Below are 16,949 nucleotides of genomic sequence, written 5' to 3'. Positions count from 1 at the left end.
CATGACAACAGATGACTACGGTATGCCGCTTGCAATAAGGACTGAAGGCACCCCTGTCAGGATCATGATGTCCGATCCAAAGACATTTCTTGTGCGACCTGCAAAAGATATGAACTTATGATGGATGCATTCGAGCGCTTCGGCCTTATCGTCAACGATCACGTGGTCAGGACACCGGTAGCCATTGCATCCATGGCAGGGGTTGTGGATGCCCGGTACGTGCTCGACCGGAAAGCGCACGCGGGGGTTGCGTTCATCGGCGGGTACGCAATTGACCGGCCCACCATGGATGCAGCGCGTGAAATAGCGGCCGGCGGGGAGCGCAGGGAATTCCTGTATGACGATCCGGTGGCCGCGCTGCGTGCGGAGATCGATTTACTTAAGAAGAGCGATGTCGTCACCGGTATCAACCTGCGGGGCAGTTCCCCGGCCTCTTTTGCTGCTCTTGCCGATGCGTTCGGGGACGAGGTGGTCTACGAGATTGACGCACACTGCCGGCAGGCGCCTATGGTCGCAGCCGGTGCCGGGGAGTTTTATCTTAAGAATCCCGGTGCCCTTGTCGCCGTTGTCAAAGCCCTCAGGGAAAAAGAGGTGACCGTCTCGGTGAAGATGCGGGTCGGGGTCGCTGCCGACGACCGGGCGCTCGTGCGGGCGCTGTGGGGAGCCGGGGCCGATATCCTGCATATCGATCTCATGGATACGGGTGTGGCAAAACTCCGGCAGATCCGGAACAGCTGTCCTCTTTTGATCATCGCAAACAATTCCATCACTACTTTTGACCGGATGCGGGAGATGCTCTCCCACGGCGCCGATCTCGTCTCACTGGCGAGGCAGTCTGACGAGCGCACGCTCGCCGGGCTGGATGCGGCCATCACCCGGTACGCGGACGAAGAGGGGTGGTACAACTCCCCAAAGCAGCTCTGCCGGGGCGGCGATGTCAGGGCGCTCACGTTCTGCTGTATGCCGGTCAAGGAGTGCCCGCTTATACCCTCGCTCTCGCGCACCGGGCTCTCGAAAGAGGAGTATGTCAGGTTAAAACTGGACGCGGTGAAAGGTACGCCGCTTGAATGCGGCCCCAACACCTGCTTTGGCAGCCTTGCGTGGTGCTGCAAGACCTCCTCTCCCTGCATGTTCCGGGATATGACCCTTGCGCAGGACAAAATTTCAAAGAAAGAGTATATGCGCCGGAAACGTGAGCTATCAGATACCATAATGAGCCGTGTGTTCCATGACGTCCCACCTGATGAGTGCAGCTGAACGTGCACAGCTGGCGATGATGCTTGAGGTCTGCGCATTCCCCAAGCCCGGAAACGTGGACCGGTGCCATGATTACTCCGATACGAGGCTCGAACATTTCCTGGCATCGGTAATCTTCGCCCGTCCGGCACTGGAAGAGGCCGCGTCCGGAAAAGGAAGGATCGGCGAGATCATCGGTCATGCGGTCCGGCAGACGAACGTGCACACGGGGGGCAATACGCATTTTGGTGCCTTTATCCTCCTCGTCCCGCTCATGTATGGCGGCGGTATCGAGGGTGCGGAGAAGGCAGTCGCGAAAACCGATGTCTCCGATGCGGTAGCGTTCTACAAGGCATTTGCGCTTACCCGTGTACGGATGAACGCGGACGACGAGCTGGACGTGAACGACCCGCAGGCTCTCGACGAGCTCCGCGAACGCAGCATGAACCTGCTGGACGTGATGCAGCATTCGGCAGCAAACGATATGGTCGCCCGCGAGTGGATCAACGGTTTCATGCTGACCCGGCGCGGTGCCGATATCCTCCACCAGGTAGGGCCGGGCCGCGGAGCGATTGTCGAGATGTTTTTGACCCTGCTTGCAACAGAACCGGACACGTTCATCATTAAAAAGCACGGACGGGCTGTCGCTGAGCAGACCATGGCAAAGGCCCGCGAGGTGCTCGCCGGCCGGCGGGTGCTCGAAACATTTGATACCGAGTGTATTGATGCGGGCATCAACCCGGGCTCGATTGCGGATATCACGATCGCGGCGATCTACATCGCGCTGGGCGAGGGCTGGGAATGGGACTCATAAAAGGCGGTATCAACGAAGTGATCGCTACTACCGATTTCAATGCGGCACCTATCGGTATCCATTACCGGGACAAAATGGCAACCATGATCCTGTTTCCCGGCAGCCACACTGCGAAAAATATCGAGCGCTACGGCTGGGTGGTCGCAAACCTCGTCCACGATCCTGTGGCGTATGTGAAGACTGCATTTGAGGATCTCCCCCACAATGCATTTGTGGAAGAACCGGTAGCGGGAAAAACGATGTGCCGGCTTGCCGGTGCCGAGGCCTGGGTCGCGTTCACTGCAACAGTGGAGCGCACAACCGGCGGGGCGATGATGGTCCGGCTCACGCAGGAAAAAGAGATCGTTGAAGAGGTGGCAGTTCACCCGGTGAACCGGGGGTTCAACAGCATCATCGATGCGACCGTGCATGCAACCCGGTACCGGGAGAACCGGGACCCGGGATTAAAGAAACTCATTGACTACCATGCAGGCATTATCCGGAAGTGCGGCGGGAAGCACGAACTTGAGGCACTCGGGATACTGATGAAGTATATCGGGGAGTGAGCGGGATAAGAAAATCGCTGCCCTGCGTTCCGTTTTAATCTTCAGGACATGAGACTGTGCAGGGGTATGTCAACCGGTAAACAGGCTTAATAAAAAAATCAGGTATCGCTGGAAGGGACCGGTACCGTTCAGCACACCCGGGGCACCGGGTCGCCCATGGGCGGTTCGATGAACCGTTCGCCGCCGATCGCGGTCTCCATGATCACATGGGACCCGGCAACAACTTTCCCGATGATCGCGGCATCTTTGCCGTACTTGTGCGAACGGAGCGCTGAAAGTATGGCATCCGCATCCGCGGCGGGCACCCCCATGACTACTTTCCCCTCGTTTGCCACTTCGAGCGGGTCGATGCCGAGCATCCCGGCCGCGCTTTTTACATTCCTGCGGATGGGGATGCGATCCTCTTCTATCCTGACCTGCACCCGGCTCTTTTTTGCCATCTCGTTGATGGCGCTCGCAAAACCGCCCCGCGTTGGATCTTTCATCGCATGGATGGTACCTGCCTCGAGGACCGGTTCCATCATTCCCCAGAGCGGGGCGACATCGGACAGGATCTGCTCGCCGAGGTCGAAACCCTCGCGGTGGGCCATGATGGCGATACCGTGATCGCCAAGGGTTCCCGAGACGATTATCGCGTCCCCGGGCATCAGGCCGTTGTCCCTTACGATGGTCTTTGCGACGCCGATCCCGGCGGTATTGATGGCAATCCCGTCAAGCGCCCCTTTCTCGACGACCTTGGTGTCCCCCGTGACAAGGCACGCTCCCGCCTCGCCGAGCGCCTCGTCCATAGAAGCAACGATCCGTGCCAGGTCGGCCACATCAAAACCCTCCTCGATGATCATACCGCACGAGAGTGCCACGGGACGCCCGCCCATCATCGTAACGTCGTTTGCCGTGCCGCAGACCGCAATCCTGCCGATATCCCCCCCCGGGAAAAAGATCGGGCGCACCACATGGGAATCGGTGGTAAAAACGATATTGGTGCCGTTGATGGGAATCACGGCGCCGTCATCCAGCGCTTCAAGGCCGATCCCGCCGGCATTGTTGTGGGTGAATTTCGTGAGCGTCTGCAGGAGCTCGCCCATTACTTCTCCCCCGGCGCCATGCATCAGGTTGACTTTCATCTAATCCGCCACCTCGATCTCGACATTGGTTACGACAATCTCACGGCCCCGGACTACTTCCGGCAGGGCGCCGCAGCGGGGGCAGATGTAGATCTCGTTTCCCGCGTAGCCGCAGGAACATTTCGTCGCCGGTTCCACCTCGGTACAATCAAGGACGGCCGCCGAAAAAAGCGGGTCGTCCTCTTTTATGGTATCAAACAGAAAGATCACCTGTTCGGGATTTACCATTGCCATCTTTCCCACATCGACGCTGATCTTTTTTACCCGGGTGGCCCGGTGATCAAACGCTGCTTTTTTTGCCGTTGCGTACAAGTCGTAAGCGATGCTATATTCGTGCATCACTCCTCCAGCGCGGCATAGACCTGCCTGAAGATTTCCCGGGTCTCAAGCCCCTCCTCACGGGAAAGACGCTGGATTGCAAAACCTACGTGCACGAGCACGAACTCCCCGATCTTGACATCCACGAGATCAAGCCGGACTTCCTGTTTGAGGTCGCCGTAATCCACGACCCCGATATTCCCGTCCTTGATCTCCAGCACTTCAGCAGGAACTGCAACGCACATTGATGGTTCACACCTGTATCCGGTTATACTCTGTAGGTGTTCCTCCCTCATAAAAACAGTGATATTGCCCCATACTCCCTTCCCGTTGTCGTGGTGCCTGTTCCCATCATGTCCAGTTCTCTGGATTTTTATCGCGGGGTCACTCTGTGGCAGGTTCACAAAGGTGCAATCGGGTCACGGTATCTAGGCGTAGTCTCTGCCATGAACAGGATAATCACAAAAAACAAAAACAAAAAAAATAACAAAACGCCGGGGAAGAGATTTGAACTCTTGAGGTGCAGGGCACCAGTGGCTTTCAAGGCCACCGCCTTACCGGACTAGACTACCCCGGCATGTGTTTTTACTCTTTTGGCCGTGAAATATAAAAAAGGCTTCTTTACAAGTCCGGACTTTCCGGTCCTCGCCATTATGCCTGGGAGGGAGGGCGTCGGATAAGGTAATCCTCAAAAAGGCATCACGCATAATCAGCGTCTGCGCAGGTACATACAGGCAGCCGCCAGGCATACGGCAGCCACGCTGCCTGAAGCCGCAAGCGGGGATTTTGTCGTTGTTTTATCAGGTGGCGGGTTTGTCCCGAACACTCCGGGTACTGTCGGACTGACCTCAACCGAATCCGCATTCTCCGCGTTGAGGTAGACTACTGCATTGACCGAATACTTGTAGGGATATACCTTGAAATACAGGGGCCTGGCATCACCGTTTACTACAACGACCTCAGGGGCGTTTTCTCCCTGGTCATTGACCGTCTGGAGGTTCCCGTCCGCATCCACATATTCCACTACCCAGTCCACGGACGCTGATGTGGAGACGGTGACCGGTCCGTCACCGGCCGGCTGCACGATAAAATAGGCCGGGTTGTCCCGGGAAGACCTCCCGTAGGCAGACAGGATGGTGCCGGTCGTCGCGGTCGTTTCCGGCGCAACTGTTTCATTCTCCCCGATGATACTGATCGTCCGTGAACCCACGTATCCGCTATCATCGGTAAAACTTGCTTCATAATCACCGGTCTGGCTGACGGGGATCGTCACATCAAACCCTCCCTGTGAGTCGGTACCCACGTATTTCGGACCAAAAATGATACCGTTGTCCGGCCCGATCACTTCAATCTGGACACCGGAGTTTGCATCCACGCCAATTTTTCCGTCGATGTACATCCTGCCGGAGGACACCTGGGTTGTCGGGGAGGTCAGGGAGATCTCATCCGAACGATCGACGAGCCTGACCTGTCGCATGCTGATGGAATCGCCCGTACCGCTTGCCGGGACCTCCACCTTGTAGATCCCTTTGGGGAGGAGGGTAGTATCAAAGATTACGCGGAAGGTGCTATCAGACTGGATATAGGCAACCTTGCGCTCGATCTCGGTACTGGTAGTCACCTGCTGGTAGAGAACCACATCTATCGGCGTCCCGATGCCGAAGGTGGCTGTCCCGTTCACCACCAGGGGCAAACCTACGGTCAGGGTATCAGGTGCATAAATATTGACCTGGTATGCCGATACGCTGCCGGCGAGAAACACGATCCCCAGTGCCAGCAGGACGATCTTCTTCATCTATGTACAAGATCAACTATGAGGCTGTTAATGATTTCTGAAAATTTAAAAAAACCTCTTGCGTGCTGGCGGGGGAAAGAGCGGTATAACGGCGGGACGGTCGAATGCCTGACCATCATTTTTGAGTCCGGTGGGTGTTCGTGGGCCCGGTGCCGGATGTGCAGTTACCGTCACGAGAGGTACCAGGCGCAGTCATGCGACGAACTTGCACGGCATCTGCACGCACAGCTTGGCTGGGTACTATCGCAGTTTGCGCTTGACGAGTTTTCTATGATCAAGATCTTCACCTCGGGAAGTTTCTTTGATCCACAGGAGGTGCCGCCCGTATTCCGGTCAGAGGTTGCACAGGCGTTCAGGGGGAAAATCGTGATCGCCGAGAGCAGGCCTGAATATATAGTACCTGACACTGTCGAAGGTTTTGTCGCAGATCTCGACAATGGCACTCATGCAACCCCGCTCTACTGTGCCATCGGTCTTGAGACCACGAGCGATCAGATACGGGAGAAGTGCATCAATAAAGGGTTCACGTACGTGGATTTTAACCGGGCCGTGGCGGCTGCCCATGGAGCCGGGGCGGGCGTGAAGGCATACCTTCTCTTCAAGCCGCTTTTCCTGACTGAATCCGAGGCAATCGCTGACATGCGGTTATCGTTTGACGGGCTTGCAGGTCATGTGGAGATGGTCTCGATGAATCCCTGCACGGTACAGAAACGGACCGAACTTGAAGTGTACTGGCGTCAGGGGGCGTACCGGCCACCGTATCTCTGGAGTGTACTCGCTCTCTTAAAAGACGCACCGTTCGAGGTGACCTGCGATCCCTTGGGGGGCGGAAAGAAACGGGGGCCCCACAACTGCGGGACGTGCGACTATGAGATCACCCGGGGTATCCGCGACTATTCACTTACTGCCGACCGCGACCTGATCGGGGCGCTTCTGGATACGGACTGCCCCTGTAAGAGCGAGTGGGAATATGTGCTCGCCCGCGAGCAGCCGTACTGCATGCCGCTGACGCGGTAAGAATGGTTTAAGCAGATCTGGTATGGCCCGGCTTTTTTTAACAAACCCGAATTAACGGTCTCCGGTGTAACGGATCCCGGGTCTGAAATAAAAAAAGGTAATTGCAAAAGCATCCGCCCCCAAAAGATAATGGGAAAATCCGATACTCAATAAATTGAAGTTAAAAGATTCAAAAGCATGAAAAATTCGCTCTCGGGGGCTTGCGCCCCCGCCGCCTGGGCACTCCCCTTGCGATAGTGCTGTATTACCGGTTCTGGTGCCAATCGCTCATATCGCCCCGTCCCCCTCGGGGGACGCATTGGTGCAAAGAGGGGGGCAAGAAGGACACCCGAAAACGCTTTTCTACAGACTGAAAATATACGTTTTTCACCATGTTGGGGGCTGATTGTTGATAATCACCATAAAAAAATACGATAAATGCGACCCGCCCAAGGCAGGAAGCCCATGAGGTGGTAGAAAGTATCTCCTACTTCTTCCGGCTCTGTTTTTCGATCTGCTCGGCAAGGAGCGGGAGGAATGTCCCGGCATCGGAGACGACCCCGATGGCCTGGGTCGTGCCGCGGTCCATCAGTTTTGTCACCGATGCGGGATTAATATCCACGCAGACGGTTTTGACACCGGAAGGCAGGCAGTTGCCCACTGCTATCGAGTGCAGGAGGGTCGCGACCATCAGCACCATCTTGCACCCGGGAATGTACCTGCGCATCTCATCCTGCGCCACCATCGTATCCTGGATCACGTCGGGCAGCGGACCGTCATCGCGGATCGAACCGGCAAGGACAAAGGGCACGTTGTGCTTCACGCATTCGTACATGATGCCCCCGGTGAGAACCCCGTCCTCGACCGCTTTTTTCAGGGAGCCGGCCCGCATAATCTCGCTGATCGCGTAAATATGGTGCCGGTGCCCCCCCATCACCGGTCTTCCGGTCTTTATATCCATCCCAAGCGACGTCCCGAAGAGATTGTACTCGACGTCATGGGTGGCAAGTGCATTACCGGCAAAGAGGACGTTGATGTATCCTTTACGGATCATCTCCGCAACAGCCTTGTCAGCCCCGGTGTGGATAATTGCGGGACCTCCCACAAGGATGATCTTCCCGCCGGTCCTGTGGACTTCGAGCAGCTCTTTTGCAATCTGCGCAATCAGGGTCTCGCTCGGGCGCTCTGATGAAACGGTGCCGTGCATAAACTCAAACGTGCTGCTCGTCCGGGGCCGGTCAGGATAACTCACCAGCACGCCTTCTTCACCGACAACAACAGGATCGCCCTTCCTGATTTTTCCCAGGGGCACGCAACGGGCCTGCTTTTTATCAGGATCGACGACTATCAGGAAATCCATCTCGATTCCTTCGACCGGAACCCATTCGTCTGCAAGTCTCACCTGGGTCGGGTGGTTGGTCGTTGTATAGAATCCCCGGGGAGCGTTCCGATCCCCGGCCGCCACAACGTAATGGACGGACTGCACCGGGGGAAACCGGGCGCCGAGCCGGTGGAGCTCCGACAGGATGGAGCGCAGTTTTTCCTTATCCTGCGCCACGATCTTTAGCCGCGCATAGCTGGGATCGGTCTTTTTCTTACCCACGTCAAAGGTAAGGATCTCAAAATTCCCTCCCATGTCCATGACCCGGTCGAAGAGCTGGGTCATGATGCCCGAGTCGATAATGTGACCCTGCAGCTCGATCTCCTGCGACTCCACCATAACAGGGATATATTTGACCCCGCACCTTATTATTCATTCGTATTAAATACGGCAGCATCTGCCGTTTTTTGGGTGTAACGGCACGGATTGGGGTCAGTTAACCAGTATTCCGGTGCGTGCCGGTAGGATCTTCACACACGGTCAGGGTAACCTTCTGTTGTTTATTGAGGAATGTTTCTGCCGCTGTACGATCCCTGCGGGTGTTGACGTTGATAGCCAGCCCCGGATCGGCAAGCACCAGCTGGAGCTCGTCCTGCGGTTCGGCAATGCGGTTTCCCTGCAGGATGTTGAGTCCGGTCGGGCAGGCCTCGATGTCCCGGATTTTCGTGCGATAGGTCAGGCCTCCCCTGCAGGATTTGACAATATCCGAAGGAACCCATGTGGAACAGGCGTCTTTTCCCGATTCACGGTACGTATGACGGATCGTGGTGATGATTTCCGCATCAATGCAGGGAATATCCGAGACGCTCACAAAAAGCGGGTGTTTCTCTTCGAGCGCCTGCACCGTTTCGATCATGTCGGTAATGTAATCCGCCCCTCCTGCACCGTATGAATCGATGCCGTTTGCCCGGCACCAGTTCCGGGTCATGGGCGTTTTGGGCGACGTTGCAACAACCACTTCGCATCCTGCCCCGGAAAAGGCATCGATGACGTACCGGATCATCGGCCGGTTGTTTATTAGGATAAGTGGTTTTTCCCCGAGATTGAGACGGCTTCCGGCGCCTCCGGACATGATCAGCGCACGCATGCGGATAATGCCTCGATGAGCATCTTGTTTTCTTCGCGTGTGCGTACGGCAACCCGGATACAGGATGCGAGGCCGAACGATGTGCAGTCGCGGACAAGAATATCGTGGGTCTCAAGCTTCGCACACAGCGGTCCCGCATCGCGGAAGCAGTCCACGAGCAGGTAATTGGCAGATGAAGGGTGGCACCGAAGCCCGAGTTCGCCGATCCGCAAGAAAAGCCAGTCCCGTTCTTTTCGGATGTAGTCCCGGGATTTTTTCAGGTCATCCAGATGACGGAATGCCTCAAGGGCGAACGCTTCTGCATAGGCATTCACGCTCCAGGGCGGGCGGGCGGTCTCGATCTTTTCAATAAGGTCCGGTTCGCCAAAACCATACCCGAAGCGGATACCGGGAACAGCAAAACTCTTGGTAAGCGAGTGCAGGACAAAGAGCGGTTCCCCGCGCACATCCACCAGGCTCTCGGCCGGGTCTGCAAGTTCGATAAACGCCTCGTCCATAAAGAGCAGACCTTCGTGTGACGATGCATCCCTGAGGCATGCCGTCAGTCCGGAACGGCTGCGCAGTTCGCCGGTCGGGTTGTTGGGATTACAGATAAAGGAGACCGTGGCAGCCTTTGATGTGTCCGCCGCTGCCGCGCCTGCGAGACGGGCGGAGAGCGCGTACTCCCCGAACGTGGGGGATTCAGTAAAATAGGTCTTTTTCCCGGAGAGCACGACCGAGCAGAAGACACGGATAAGCTCGATGGAGCCGTTCCCTACGCAGATCTCTTCAGGATTCCGGTGGAATGCCTTCGCTATGCACTCCTTGAGCCGGGTATATTCGTTATCCGGATATGATGAAAGGTACGCGGGATCGCAGCTCCATGCAAACCGGGGGGGCAGGGGATTGAGGCTTGCGCTGAAATCCAGCAGGTTTTTACCTGTATTTTCCCGCTGTCGCTTTCCGGTTCCTCCGTGGACTACAGGTTTTGGGAAATCAACAGCCATCGAATCGCCCGCTTTTTTTCAAAAATACTTGGCCGGGAAGTCATAAATGCGTTTGGAGAAGAGACCGAAACCAAATCGGAAGGTATTTATATCATTGTGTTTCATTTTGGTTTATCTGGTTAAGTCAGACACAAGAGTTCCCCTTGTCAGACATATGAATGACATAAAGCAGACATATGTCGGAAATGGAGATACGATGATGCAACGAATCACGCTCCGGTTACCCGAACAACAGATTAGCCTGCTCCAGCAGATGGTGGACGCGGGCGAGTATCCCAATGTTTCAGAAGCGGTCCGGGCCGCTGTCCGTGAGCTCGTTGAGAAACGATCGGGCCGTGTCTTAAAGGATAATGACCAGGTTTCATTCAAGGTATGAGAGGGTAGAAATGCAGAGCATAATTAACGATGCGTTAAAAAATTCCGAACTTGAAAAAGAGGTAAACAAGTCCGGATCGAATGCACCGGATGATGACTTCCTCGGGCAGCCAAGAATTGTGATTATCGGCTGTGGTGGCGGCGGGAACAACACGGTAAACCGTATCCACCACATGGGTGTTTCCGGTGCGGAAACGATTGCCATCAACACCGACAAGCAGCACCTGGACATGATCCAGGCCGACAAACGTGTCCTTATCGGGAAATCCCTGACCCGTGGTCTCGGCGCGGGCGGTTATCCCGATGTGGGTAAGCGTGCAGCCGAGATGGCCCGCCCGACTCTTGAGGCGCTGCTTGAATCCGCAGACCTTGTGTTCATCACCGCCGGTATGGGTGGAGGTACCGGTACCGGTTCCGCCCCGGTCGTTGCCCAGGTTGCAAAGGAGCAGGGCGCAATCGTGGTCGGTATGGTCAGCTATCCGTTCCAGGTCGAGAAGGCCCGGTTGATCCGTGCAGAGGAAGGACTTGAAGCGCTTGCCGCATCAGCGGACTCGGTCATTGTTCTCGACAACAACAGGCTGAAAAACTTCGTTCCCAACCTGCCGCTCGGCCAGGCCTTCTCCGTCATGGACCAGCTGATCGGTGAAACGGTCAAGGGTATTTCCGAGACCATTACAGAACCCTCGCTCATCAACATCGATTACGCGGATGTCCGGGCGATCATGTCCAAGGGTGGCGTCGCATCCATGCTTGTCGGGGAGAGCAAGCAGCAGAACAAGGCAGAGAGCGTCGTCCGCGAGTGCCTGAGCAACCCGATGCTTGATATCGATTACCGCGGCGCAACCGGCAGCCTGATCCATATCACCGGTGGTACCGACCTTACCCTGCAGGATGCAGAAGAGGTCGCAACCTCGCTCACGTACGAACTGGATCCCCACGCAGATGTCATCTGGGGTGCCCGTGTCAGGCCCGACATGGAAGGCAAGATCCGGGTCCTCGCCATTATGACCGGCGTCAAGAGCGCCCAGATCCTCGGTACCCGCCAGTCCTACAAGACCATGGTCCAGGAGATGGATGTCAAGCGCTCGAGCCCAAAACAGGTCGAGATGCCCCAGAGCCGGAAGGTTGCACCACGCGACCAGACCAGCGGTGGCGGCGTCCTCGAATGGGTCGGATGAGATCCACGCACAACAACAAATAAAAAACTATTTACCCCGGTTCCGGGAGCGTTGGCAGTATGCCACCGCTACCGGGCATTTTTCGATGAATTATTTGAAAATCCCCTTTCCCCCGCATTACCGGAATTCTCGCCAGAGAATCCGGCGAAATGCTTAATAGGAGTCCCCGCCTTTAAAATATAGTACATTCGACCAGATCATCTGGAGGGAGAATGGTGGGCGACACCCCTCAAGGGTGTCATCCGTGTACCGGGAGTTGAACATCATGAACCGTGTGTCGAACAAAGGCTTCTCTTGGAAGTCTTGCAAACAATCTTCGCAACGATCCTTTTCTGATGTTTTTCGCCCTGCATCATGTATGCAGAGCGGTCACAGGAGAGATGCGCATCTTTTGCGCGTGCTCCTGCTGGTTAATGCCTCTGACACTGTGCCTGCACATCCCTTACAGGAGATAGGATGAGGAGTGGTACCGCATGTTGAATGACTTAATGGAAAAGCGAAAGAAGATCCTCGCCGAGTCTGAACAGCACAAGAACCGAAGAAACGAGCTCAATGCCGCCGCCAGCAAATCTGCGCGGGAAAGAAACACGCTCAACAACCAGACTCGGGAGTTTGTGGAAGAGGCCCAGAAGAACAAGGATCTCCGGGATAAGTACAACCAAGAAGTCCTTGACCTCAAAGGACAGCGTAACGAATTAAACGATAAGGCAAATGTGCTGTTCGAAGATATCGAGGCCTTTAAAAAAGAGCACGGGTCGCTCAAGAACCGGGGTATCAAGGAACTCCAGAAGCAGATAGAATACATGGAGTACCGGCAGCAGACCGAGGTCTTTACTACCGACAAAGAGCGCGAGCTTATCGAAAAGATCAAGCAGATGAAAGGCCAGGTCAGGGAGCAGGAAGCCGAACTCGAGCAGAACAAGGAAATGCGCACGAAGATTTCCTCTGCCCGGGATTTCCGCAAGCTGGCATCCGATCTTCATGCAAAAGTGACGGAACTCGCGGAACTTGCCCAGAAACATCACGATCTGATGGTCGAATCCTACCGTAAGGCAGACAAGTCACGCGAGGCTGCTGATGCGGCCCACAAGAGTTTTGTCGAAGCACAGGAATCAGCTGACGCTGAGCACAAATTCTTCATTGCCTGCCAGAAAGAACTGCGCGATTATGACAAGGTCATATCCGGCCTGCGCAAGAAAACAAAGAAGGTCAAAGTGACTAAAGAGCAAAAAGCAGTCCGCCAGGAAGCCGAACACCTGTTCAAAAACTTCCGGGCCGGGGAAAAACTTACGACGGACGATATTCTCCTGCTCCAGCGATCAAAACTCATCTGATCCCCTCCCTGTTAATTCTTTTTTCTTACCGTAGGTATAATTTAATAGATTTACGGTGATTTTAATATACGAATGACTGAAGGCCGGACTCTTGTTCTGAGTGTAGATCGGGACGATGATATCGGGTGGAAGGCAAAGATCGAAAGCCCGGTTATCGGGAGACAGGAGTGCCTGAAAGCTGCTGACGGGCTTGCCCTTGCCGACCCGGAAGACTCCGATGTCAATGCAATATTTTCCGCGGTAAAAATCTATGACGAACTCATCGCTAAAGGTGAAGAAGCGATCGTTGCAGTAATCGCCGGCAACCACCTTCACATGGTTGAAGGGGACCGAAAGATCGCATCGACTCTCGATGATATCATAAAAAAGACACAACCGACTTCCTGCATCCTTGTCTCTGACGGCGCAGAAGATGAATACGTCATACCTATCATCCAGTCCAGGATTCCGGTGGCGAGTATCCGCCGGGTGATTGTCAGCCAGATGCCCAACCTGGAGGGGACGTATTATATCCTGAAAAAACTTCTCGACGATCCCAAAGTTTCGAGAGTGGTTTTTGTTCCCCTTGGCCTTGCCATGCTGTTGTACGCAAGCGCCTTTATCCTCGGGTACCCGGGAACGGCAACCATTATCGTGATCGGGGTGATCGGGATGTACCTGCTCTACAAGGGTTTTGGCCTGGATGAAATTATCCACGGAATTCTTAATGCACTCCGGGCGTCTATGTCCCGTGGTAAATTTTCCTTTGTTACGTACTCGACCACCATCGTGCTTGTTGTCATAGGATTTACCATCGGTTTTTTTACGGTCCTGAATTATTATGCAGCCGACAATAGCTTGGGTGTCCTCCTGTACGTCATGAGTTTCCTGTATGGGGCAATCATGTGGCTGATCGTCGCCGGTCTGGTCACATCGCTTGGTGTAATCATTGACGTCTACATCAACGAGCGGGAGAATCTTGTAAAAGTTATCGTTTTCCCGTTTTTTGTAACAGCAATCGGACTCATCCTGTACGGTGCCAGCACCTATATCCTCGCCGTCAGCAGCGTCTCGGACTTTCCGGTAGGACCTGCAGCCGCCGGCATGTATATTATGTACTCGACACTCTTCGGGCTTGCCTGTGCAATCGTCGGTGTCTTCGTGCAGTATGTCCTTGCGAAACGACTGGCCGAAGAACAGAAAGAAGCCATTATCGAGACCATCTGATCTTCCATCAGATCGCCTGCAGTATTTTATCGAAAGCTTTTTTTTTACCGAAAAATACGATGGTTTACGAGAAAACCGGAATAATGCCGGGATATGAATTGTTCCCGGGAAATGCGTAAAAAAGCGGAATCCTGATTAAGGACAGGTAAATAATTCGTTCGCAAACGGCTGCAGATCTTTTTCCCGGCACCTGTTCAGGCTGACGTTTCATTTATCGTTGACGTCCCAAAATATCCCATTCCATCCGGGAACAGGTTCGTATTGGTGTAATTCCGTATAACCTGAGGCGATATGACCGTCAGTTTCGGAATAACGACGTTGAACTGGTGTGCGGGGTACCAGTATATCCCGTCGCCATATGAGTATGCCACCTGGTTTACTACAAACTCGGCATCAGTGAGATCAATATGCTGCATCTGGGCATCATTATAATTGAGTATTTTCAGCAATTTGTTTTTGAGATCCTGTTTTCCCAGCAAAAAGAAAATGAGTCGCGTTCCTTCATCAACAGAATAATGGACATCGACGAGTGCCGTATCGTTCATTAACTGGACCTGTACGGAATCGACGGTGATATAGCCGTATCGTTCATCATTGGCTGCGATTGCCGGCGCAATAATGAGTCCTACGAAAAAGAGACAGAGAAATGCGGCAGCACGTGCACCCATAGCACTAACAATTTGAAGGCACCAGTTAAATGGTTTACGGTTAATATACGCATCTGTATATTCGCCATATCGCAGGCTAATAATACCTGCAATAAATGAACACGGATCTGAAAAAATTTACTTTTTTGCTGCAAGAATAATCTCGATGCTCGAGACGTTGGTCTTGCCGGTGTCGGTATCGATGACCTCGGTTGAGGTAACGATATCCTTTTTTGTCACACCATCCAGGAACCTGTTTAAGGCGATCTCCGCCGTATCGACCGCCCGGGAGATTGCCTTGCCCCGGGCCTTGATGGCGACCTCGCCTGCACCGTTGTTGAATTGTGTCACGACTGCAAGTACGTAATTCATCACCGGCTTGTTTCCCACAAACACGGTGTTTTCCTTCATCGGTTGCATGGTGTTTTCCATAAAGATCACAGGTACTTTTTCTTTGCAATCAGTTCTGCATTCAGCACGCTTGCTCCCGCCGCACCGCGGATCGTATTGTGTCCCATGGCTACAAACCGGAGGCCTTCGCGCAACCGGCCGACTGAGACGGTCATGCCATGGCCACGCATCCGATCGAGCCGGGGCTGAGGTCGATCATCCTCAGAAAACAGGTGGACGGATTCTGCCGGCTGGGTGGGCAGGCCCTTGATGGGAGGCTTATAATCGATATAGGCTTTTTTTACCATTTCAACCGGTTCTTTAATATCTGCCCAGACCGCCATGGTATGTCCGTCAATGACCGGGACGCGGTGGCAGCTTGCGCTCACGTTGAATGCTGCATTTACTACTTTTTTACTTTTCAGGGTACCCATGATCTTGAGGGTCTCGGTTTCCATCTTCTCTTCTTCCTTGCCTATGTAGGGAATGACATTGTCATAGATGGCCATTGCCGCCACACCGGCAAAACCGGCTCCCGATATTGCCTGCATTGTGGCGACCCGGATATCGGTGAACGCAAATTTCCTCAATGGCGCGAGGGCCGTGACAAGCATGATTGTTGAACAGTTGGGGTTGGTCACGATAAACCCATCCCTGCCCGCGTCCCGCTGGACATCGATTAACCCCAGGTGCTCGGGATTAACCTCGGGCACTACAAGGGGGATGGTCGGTTCCATGCGGTGAGAACTCGCGTTGCTGCAGACCGCGATGCCCGCATCGGCAAAAGTGTTCTCAATATCCGTTGCGATTTCAGCAGGAAGCGCGGAGAAGACAAGGTCCACATCCTTCATCGCGGATGGGGTGATGCTGGTGACCTTCAGTTTCGCGATTTTCTCCGGAAAGGGCGTTTCAAGACGCCAGTTTACTACTTTTCCGTATTGCTTTCCCGCACTTCGTTCCGAGGCCGCGAGGGTTGTCAGATTGAACCAGGGATGATCCGCAAGGAGTTCGACAAATCGCTGACCAACCGCGCCCGTAGCCCCGAGCACTCCAACATTGATCATAGGTGACAGGTCCTGTGTGTGATTTTTGTGTTTCCCGTTTGAAATGATGGCGGGTTGTAAAATCCCATTTCACCTGCGATAATAAAAACATTGTTTTTTAACGTTTGCCCATCTGTTTTCCTGAAAAGCCAAAAAATCCTGTCGGATGATCAGGATACGGCAGGGGTCTCGAAACGGAAATACATGTCGTCCTTTCCCGTTTGTACCGTTAAAAATCCCGCAGGGGCGGTCAAAAAAAGATCGCTGTGCTGAGAGAAAATTATTCCATATGGATCGCTTCAGACGGGCAGACATCCACGCAGGTCTGGCAGTCCACGCACATATCCTTGTCAACCTTGGCTTTTTCGTTTTCCATGGATATTGCAGATGCCGGGCATTCACTCACGCAGGTTTCGCATCCGGTACATTTTGTCGTATCAACAACTGCTACCAAAGAGTTCACTCCATCGTTATAATGCGGTCAGAGATAAAAA

Annotated in this window: 19 protein-coding genes and 1 tRNA gene; 8 read left to right on the top strand and 12 right to left on the bottom strand. The window is 54.2% G+C overall.

Annotation, left to right across the window (positions count from 1 at the left end; genetic code table 11):
• The first annotated feature begins 117 nt into the window (after positions 1–117).
• Genes ACLQMU_RS10970 through ACLQMU_RS10960 form a run of 3 tightly spaced genes read left to right on the top strand, consistent with a single transcriptional unit; the run spans position 118 to position 2,595 of the window.
• Positions 118–1,257, top strand: coding sequence for a methanogenesis marker 9 domain-containing protein (locus tag ACLQMU_RS10970; protein WP_424040051.1), 1,140 nt, complete (start codon positions 118–120; stop codon positions 1,255–1,257).
• Complete coding sequence (locus ACLQMU_RS10965) at positions 1,244–2,050, top strand: triphosphoribosyl-dephospho-CoA synthase (RefSeq protein ID WP_443673703.1); 807 nt, start codon at positions 1,244–1,246, stop codon at positions 2,048–2,050. The genes ACLQMU_RS10970 and ACLQMU_RS10965 overlap by 14 nt, the downstream gene beginning before the upstream one ends.
• Positions 2,038–2,595, top strand: coding sequence for a DUF447 domain-containing protein (locus tag ACLQMU_RS10960; RefSeq protein ID WP_422150160.1), 558 nt, complete (start codon positions 2,038–2,040; stop codon positions 2,593–2,595). The genes ACLQMU_RS10965 and ACLQMU_RS10960 overlap by 13 nt, the downstream gene beginning before the upstream one ends.
• Before the next feature lie 128 nt (positions 2,596–2,723).
• On the opposite strand, the gene hypE is transcribed toward ACLQMU_RS10960, so the two are convergent.
• The 5 genes from hypE to ACLQMU_RS10935 form a co-directional block, all read right to left on the bottom strand.
• Positions 2,724–3,719 (bottom strand): hydrogenase expression/formation protein HypE, encoded by a 996-nt coding sequence (gene hypE / locus ACLQMU_RS10955; protein ID WP_443673702.1) that lies wholly within the window; start codon positions 3,717–3,719, stop codon positions 2,724–2,726.
• Positions 3,720–4,058, bottom strand: a complete 339-nt coding sequence (locus tag ACLQMU_RS10950; RefSeq protein ID WP_443673701.1) for a hydrogenase maturation nickel metallochaperone HypA/HybF — start codon at positions 4,056–4,058, stop codon at positions 3,720–3,722.
• On the bottom strand, positions 4,058–4,282 hold the full coding sequence (locus ACLQMU_RS10945; protein ID WP_422150163.1) for a HypC/HybG/HupF family hydrogenase formation chaperone: 225 nt from the start codon (positions 4,280–4,282) through the stop codon (positions 4,058–4,060). Before ACLQMU_RS10945 ends, ACLQMU_RS10950 begins: the two co-directional genes overlap by 1 nt.
• A 247-nt stretch (positions 4,283–4,529) precedes the next feature.
• Positions 4,530–4,614 (bottom strand) — tRNA-Ser (locus ACLQMU_RS10940).
• A 132-nt stretch (positions 4,615–4,746) separates the two neighbouring features.
• Complete coding sequence (locus tag ACLQMU_RS10935) at positions 4,747–5,832, bottom strand: hypothetical protein (protein WP_424039361.1); 1,086 nt, start codon at positions 5,830–5,832, stop codon at positions 4,747–4,749.
• A 30-nt stretch (positions 5,833–5,862) separates the two neighbouring features.
• Between ACLQMU_RS10935 and ACLQMU_RS10930 the strand changes: the two genes are divergently transcribed.
• Entirely contained in the window at positions 5,863–6,849 is a 987-nt protein-coding gene (locus ACLQMU_RS10930; protein ID WP_424039359.1) for an archaeosine biosynthesis radical SAM protein RaSEA, read from the top strand.
• A 466-nt stretch (positions 6,850–7,315) separates the two neighbouring features.
• On the opposite strand, the gene ACLQMU_RS10925 is transcribed toward ACLQMU_RS10930, so the two are convergent.
• From ACLQMU_RS10925 to ACLQMU_RS10915, 3 genes are all read right to left on the bottom strand, one after another.
• Complete coding sequence (locus ACLQMU_RS10925) at positions 7,316–8,548, bottom strand: ornithine cyclodeaminase (protein ID WP_424039357.1); 1,233 nt, start codon at positions 8,546–8,548, stop codon at positions 7,316–7,318.
• Positions 8,549–8,645: 97 nt separating this feature from the next.
• Positions 8,646–9,296: an NTP transferase domain-containing protein gene (locus tag ACLQMU_RS10920; RefSeq protein ID WP_422150167.1), complete on the bottom strand. Its 651-nt coding sequence runs from the start codon at positions 9,294–9,296 to the stop codon at positions 8,646–8,648.
• On the bottom strand, positions 9,284–10,282 hold the full coding sequence (locus tag ACLQMU_RS10915) for a pyridoxal phosphate-dependent aminotransferase (protein WP_422150168.1): 999 nt from the start codon (positions 10,280–10,282) through the stop codon (positions 9,284–9,286). The genes ACLQMU_RS10920 and ACLQMU_RS10915 overlap by 13 nt, the downstream gene beginning before the upstream one ends.
• 196 nt (positions 10,283–10,478) lie before the next feature.
• On the opposite strand from ACLQMU_RS10915, the gene ACLQMU_RS10910 reads away from it, so the two are divergent.
• The 4 genes from ACLQMU_RS10910 (at position 10,479) to ACLQMU_RS10895 (ending at position 14,375) form a co-directional block, all read left to right on the top strand.
• Positions 10,479–10,658 carry a ribbon-helix-helix domain-containing protein gene (locus ACLQMU_RS10910; protein ID WP_422150169.1) on the top strand — a complete coding sequence of 60 codons (180 nt, stop codon included), beginning with the start codon at positions 10,479–10,481 and terminating at the stop codon, positions 10,656–10,658.
• A 10-nt stretch (positions 10,659–10,668) separates the two neighbouring features.
• The gene (gene ftsZ / locus ACLQMU_RS10905) at positions 10,669–11,835 is read left to right on the top strand and encodes a cell division protein FtsZ (protein WP_424040874.1); all 1,167 of its coding nucleotides are present in this window, start codon (positions 10,669–10,671) and stop codon (positions 11,833–11,835) included.
• A gap of 473 nt (positions 11,836–12,308) precedes the next feature.
• A complete protein-coding gene (locus ACLQMU_RS10900) occupies positions 12,309–13,169 on the top strand; it encodes a coiled-coil protein (RefSeq protein ID WP_422150171.1) in 861 nt (286 codons plus the stop codon).
• A gap of 72 nt (positions 13,170–13,241) precedes the next feature.
• Positions 13,242–14,375 (top strand): DUF373 family protein, encoded by a 1,134-nt coding sequence (locus ACLQMU_RS10895; RefSeq protein WP_422150172.1) that lies wholly within the window; start codon positions 13,242–13,244, stop codon positions 14,373–14,375.
• A gap of 194 nt (positions 14,376–14,569) precedes the next feature.
• On the opposite strand, the gene ACLQMU_RS10890 is transcribed toward ACLQMU_RS10895, so the two are convergent.
• The 4 genes from ACLQMU_RS10890 to ACLQMU_RS10875 form a co-directional block, all read right to left on the bottom strand.
• Positions 14,570–15,043: a hypothetical protein gene (locus ACLQMU_RS10890; protein ID WP_422150173.1), complete on the bottom strand. Its 474-nt coding sequence runs from the start codon at positions 15,041–15,043 to the stop codon at positions 14,570–14,572.
• A 117-nt stretch (positions 15,044–15,160) separates the two neighbouring features.
• Positions 15,161–15,433 (bottom strand): DNA-binding protein Alba, encoded by a 273-nt coding sequence (gene albA, locus ACLQMU_RS10885; protein ID WP_424039982.1) that lies wholly within the window; start codon positions 15,431–15,433, stop codon positions 15,161–15,163.
• Positions 15,434–15,459: 26 nt separating this feature from the next.
• Positions 15,460–16,476, bottom strand: a complete 1,017-nt coding sequence (gene asd / locus ACLQMU_RS10880) for an aspartate-semialdehyde dehydrogenase (RefSeq protein WP_422150175.1) — start codon at positions 16,474–16,476, stop codon at positions 15,460–15,462.
• Positions 16,477–16,735: 259 nt separating this feature from the next.
• Complete coding sequence (locus ACLQMU_RS10875; protein ID WP_422150182.1) at positions 16,736–16,909, bottom strand: DUF362 domain-containing protein; 174 nt, start codon at positions 16,907–16,909, stop codon at positions 16,736–16,738.
• Positions 16,910–16,949: the final 40 nt, after the last annotated feature.

The organism is Methanoregula sp., from assembly GCF_052325125.1.
Taxonomy (GTDB): domain Archaea; phylum Halobacteriota; class Methanomicrobia; order Methanomicrobiales; family Methanospirillaceae; genus Methanoregula.
The sequence above is the reverse complement of the archived record's forward strand: the minus strand, read 5'-3'. Positions and strand labels throughout refer to the sequence as shown.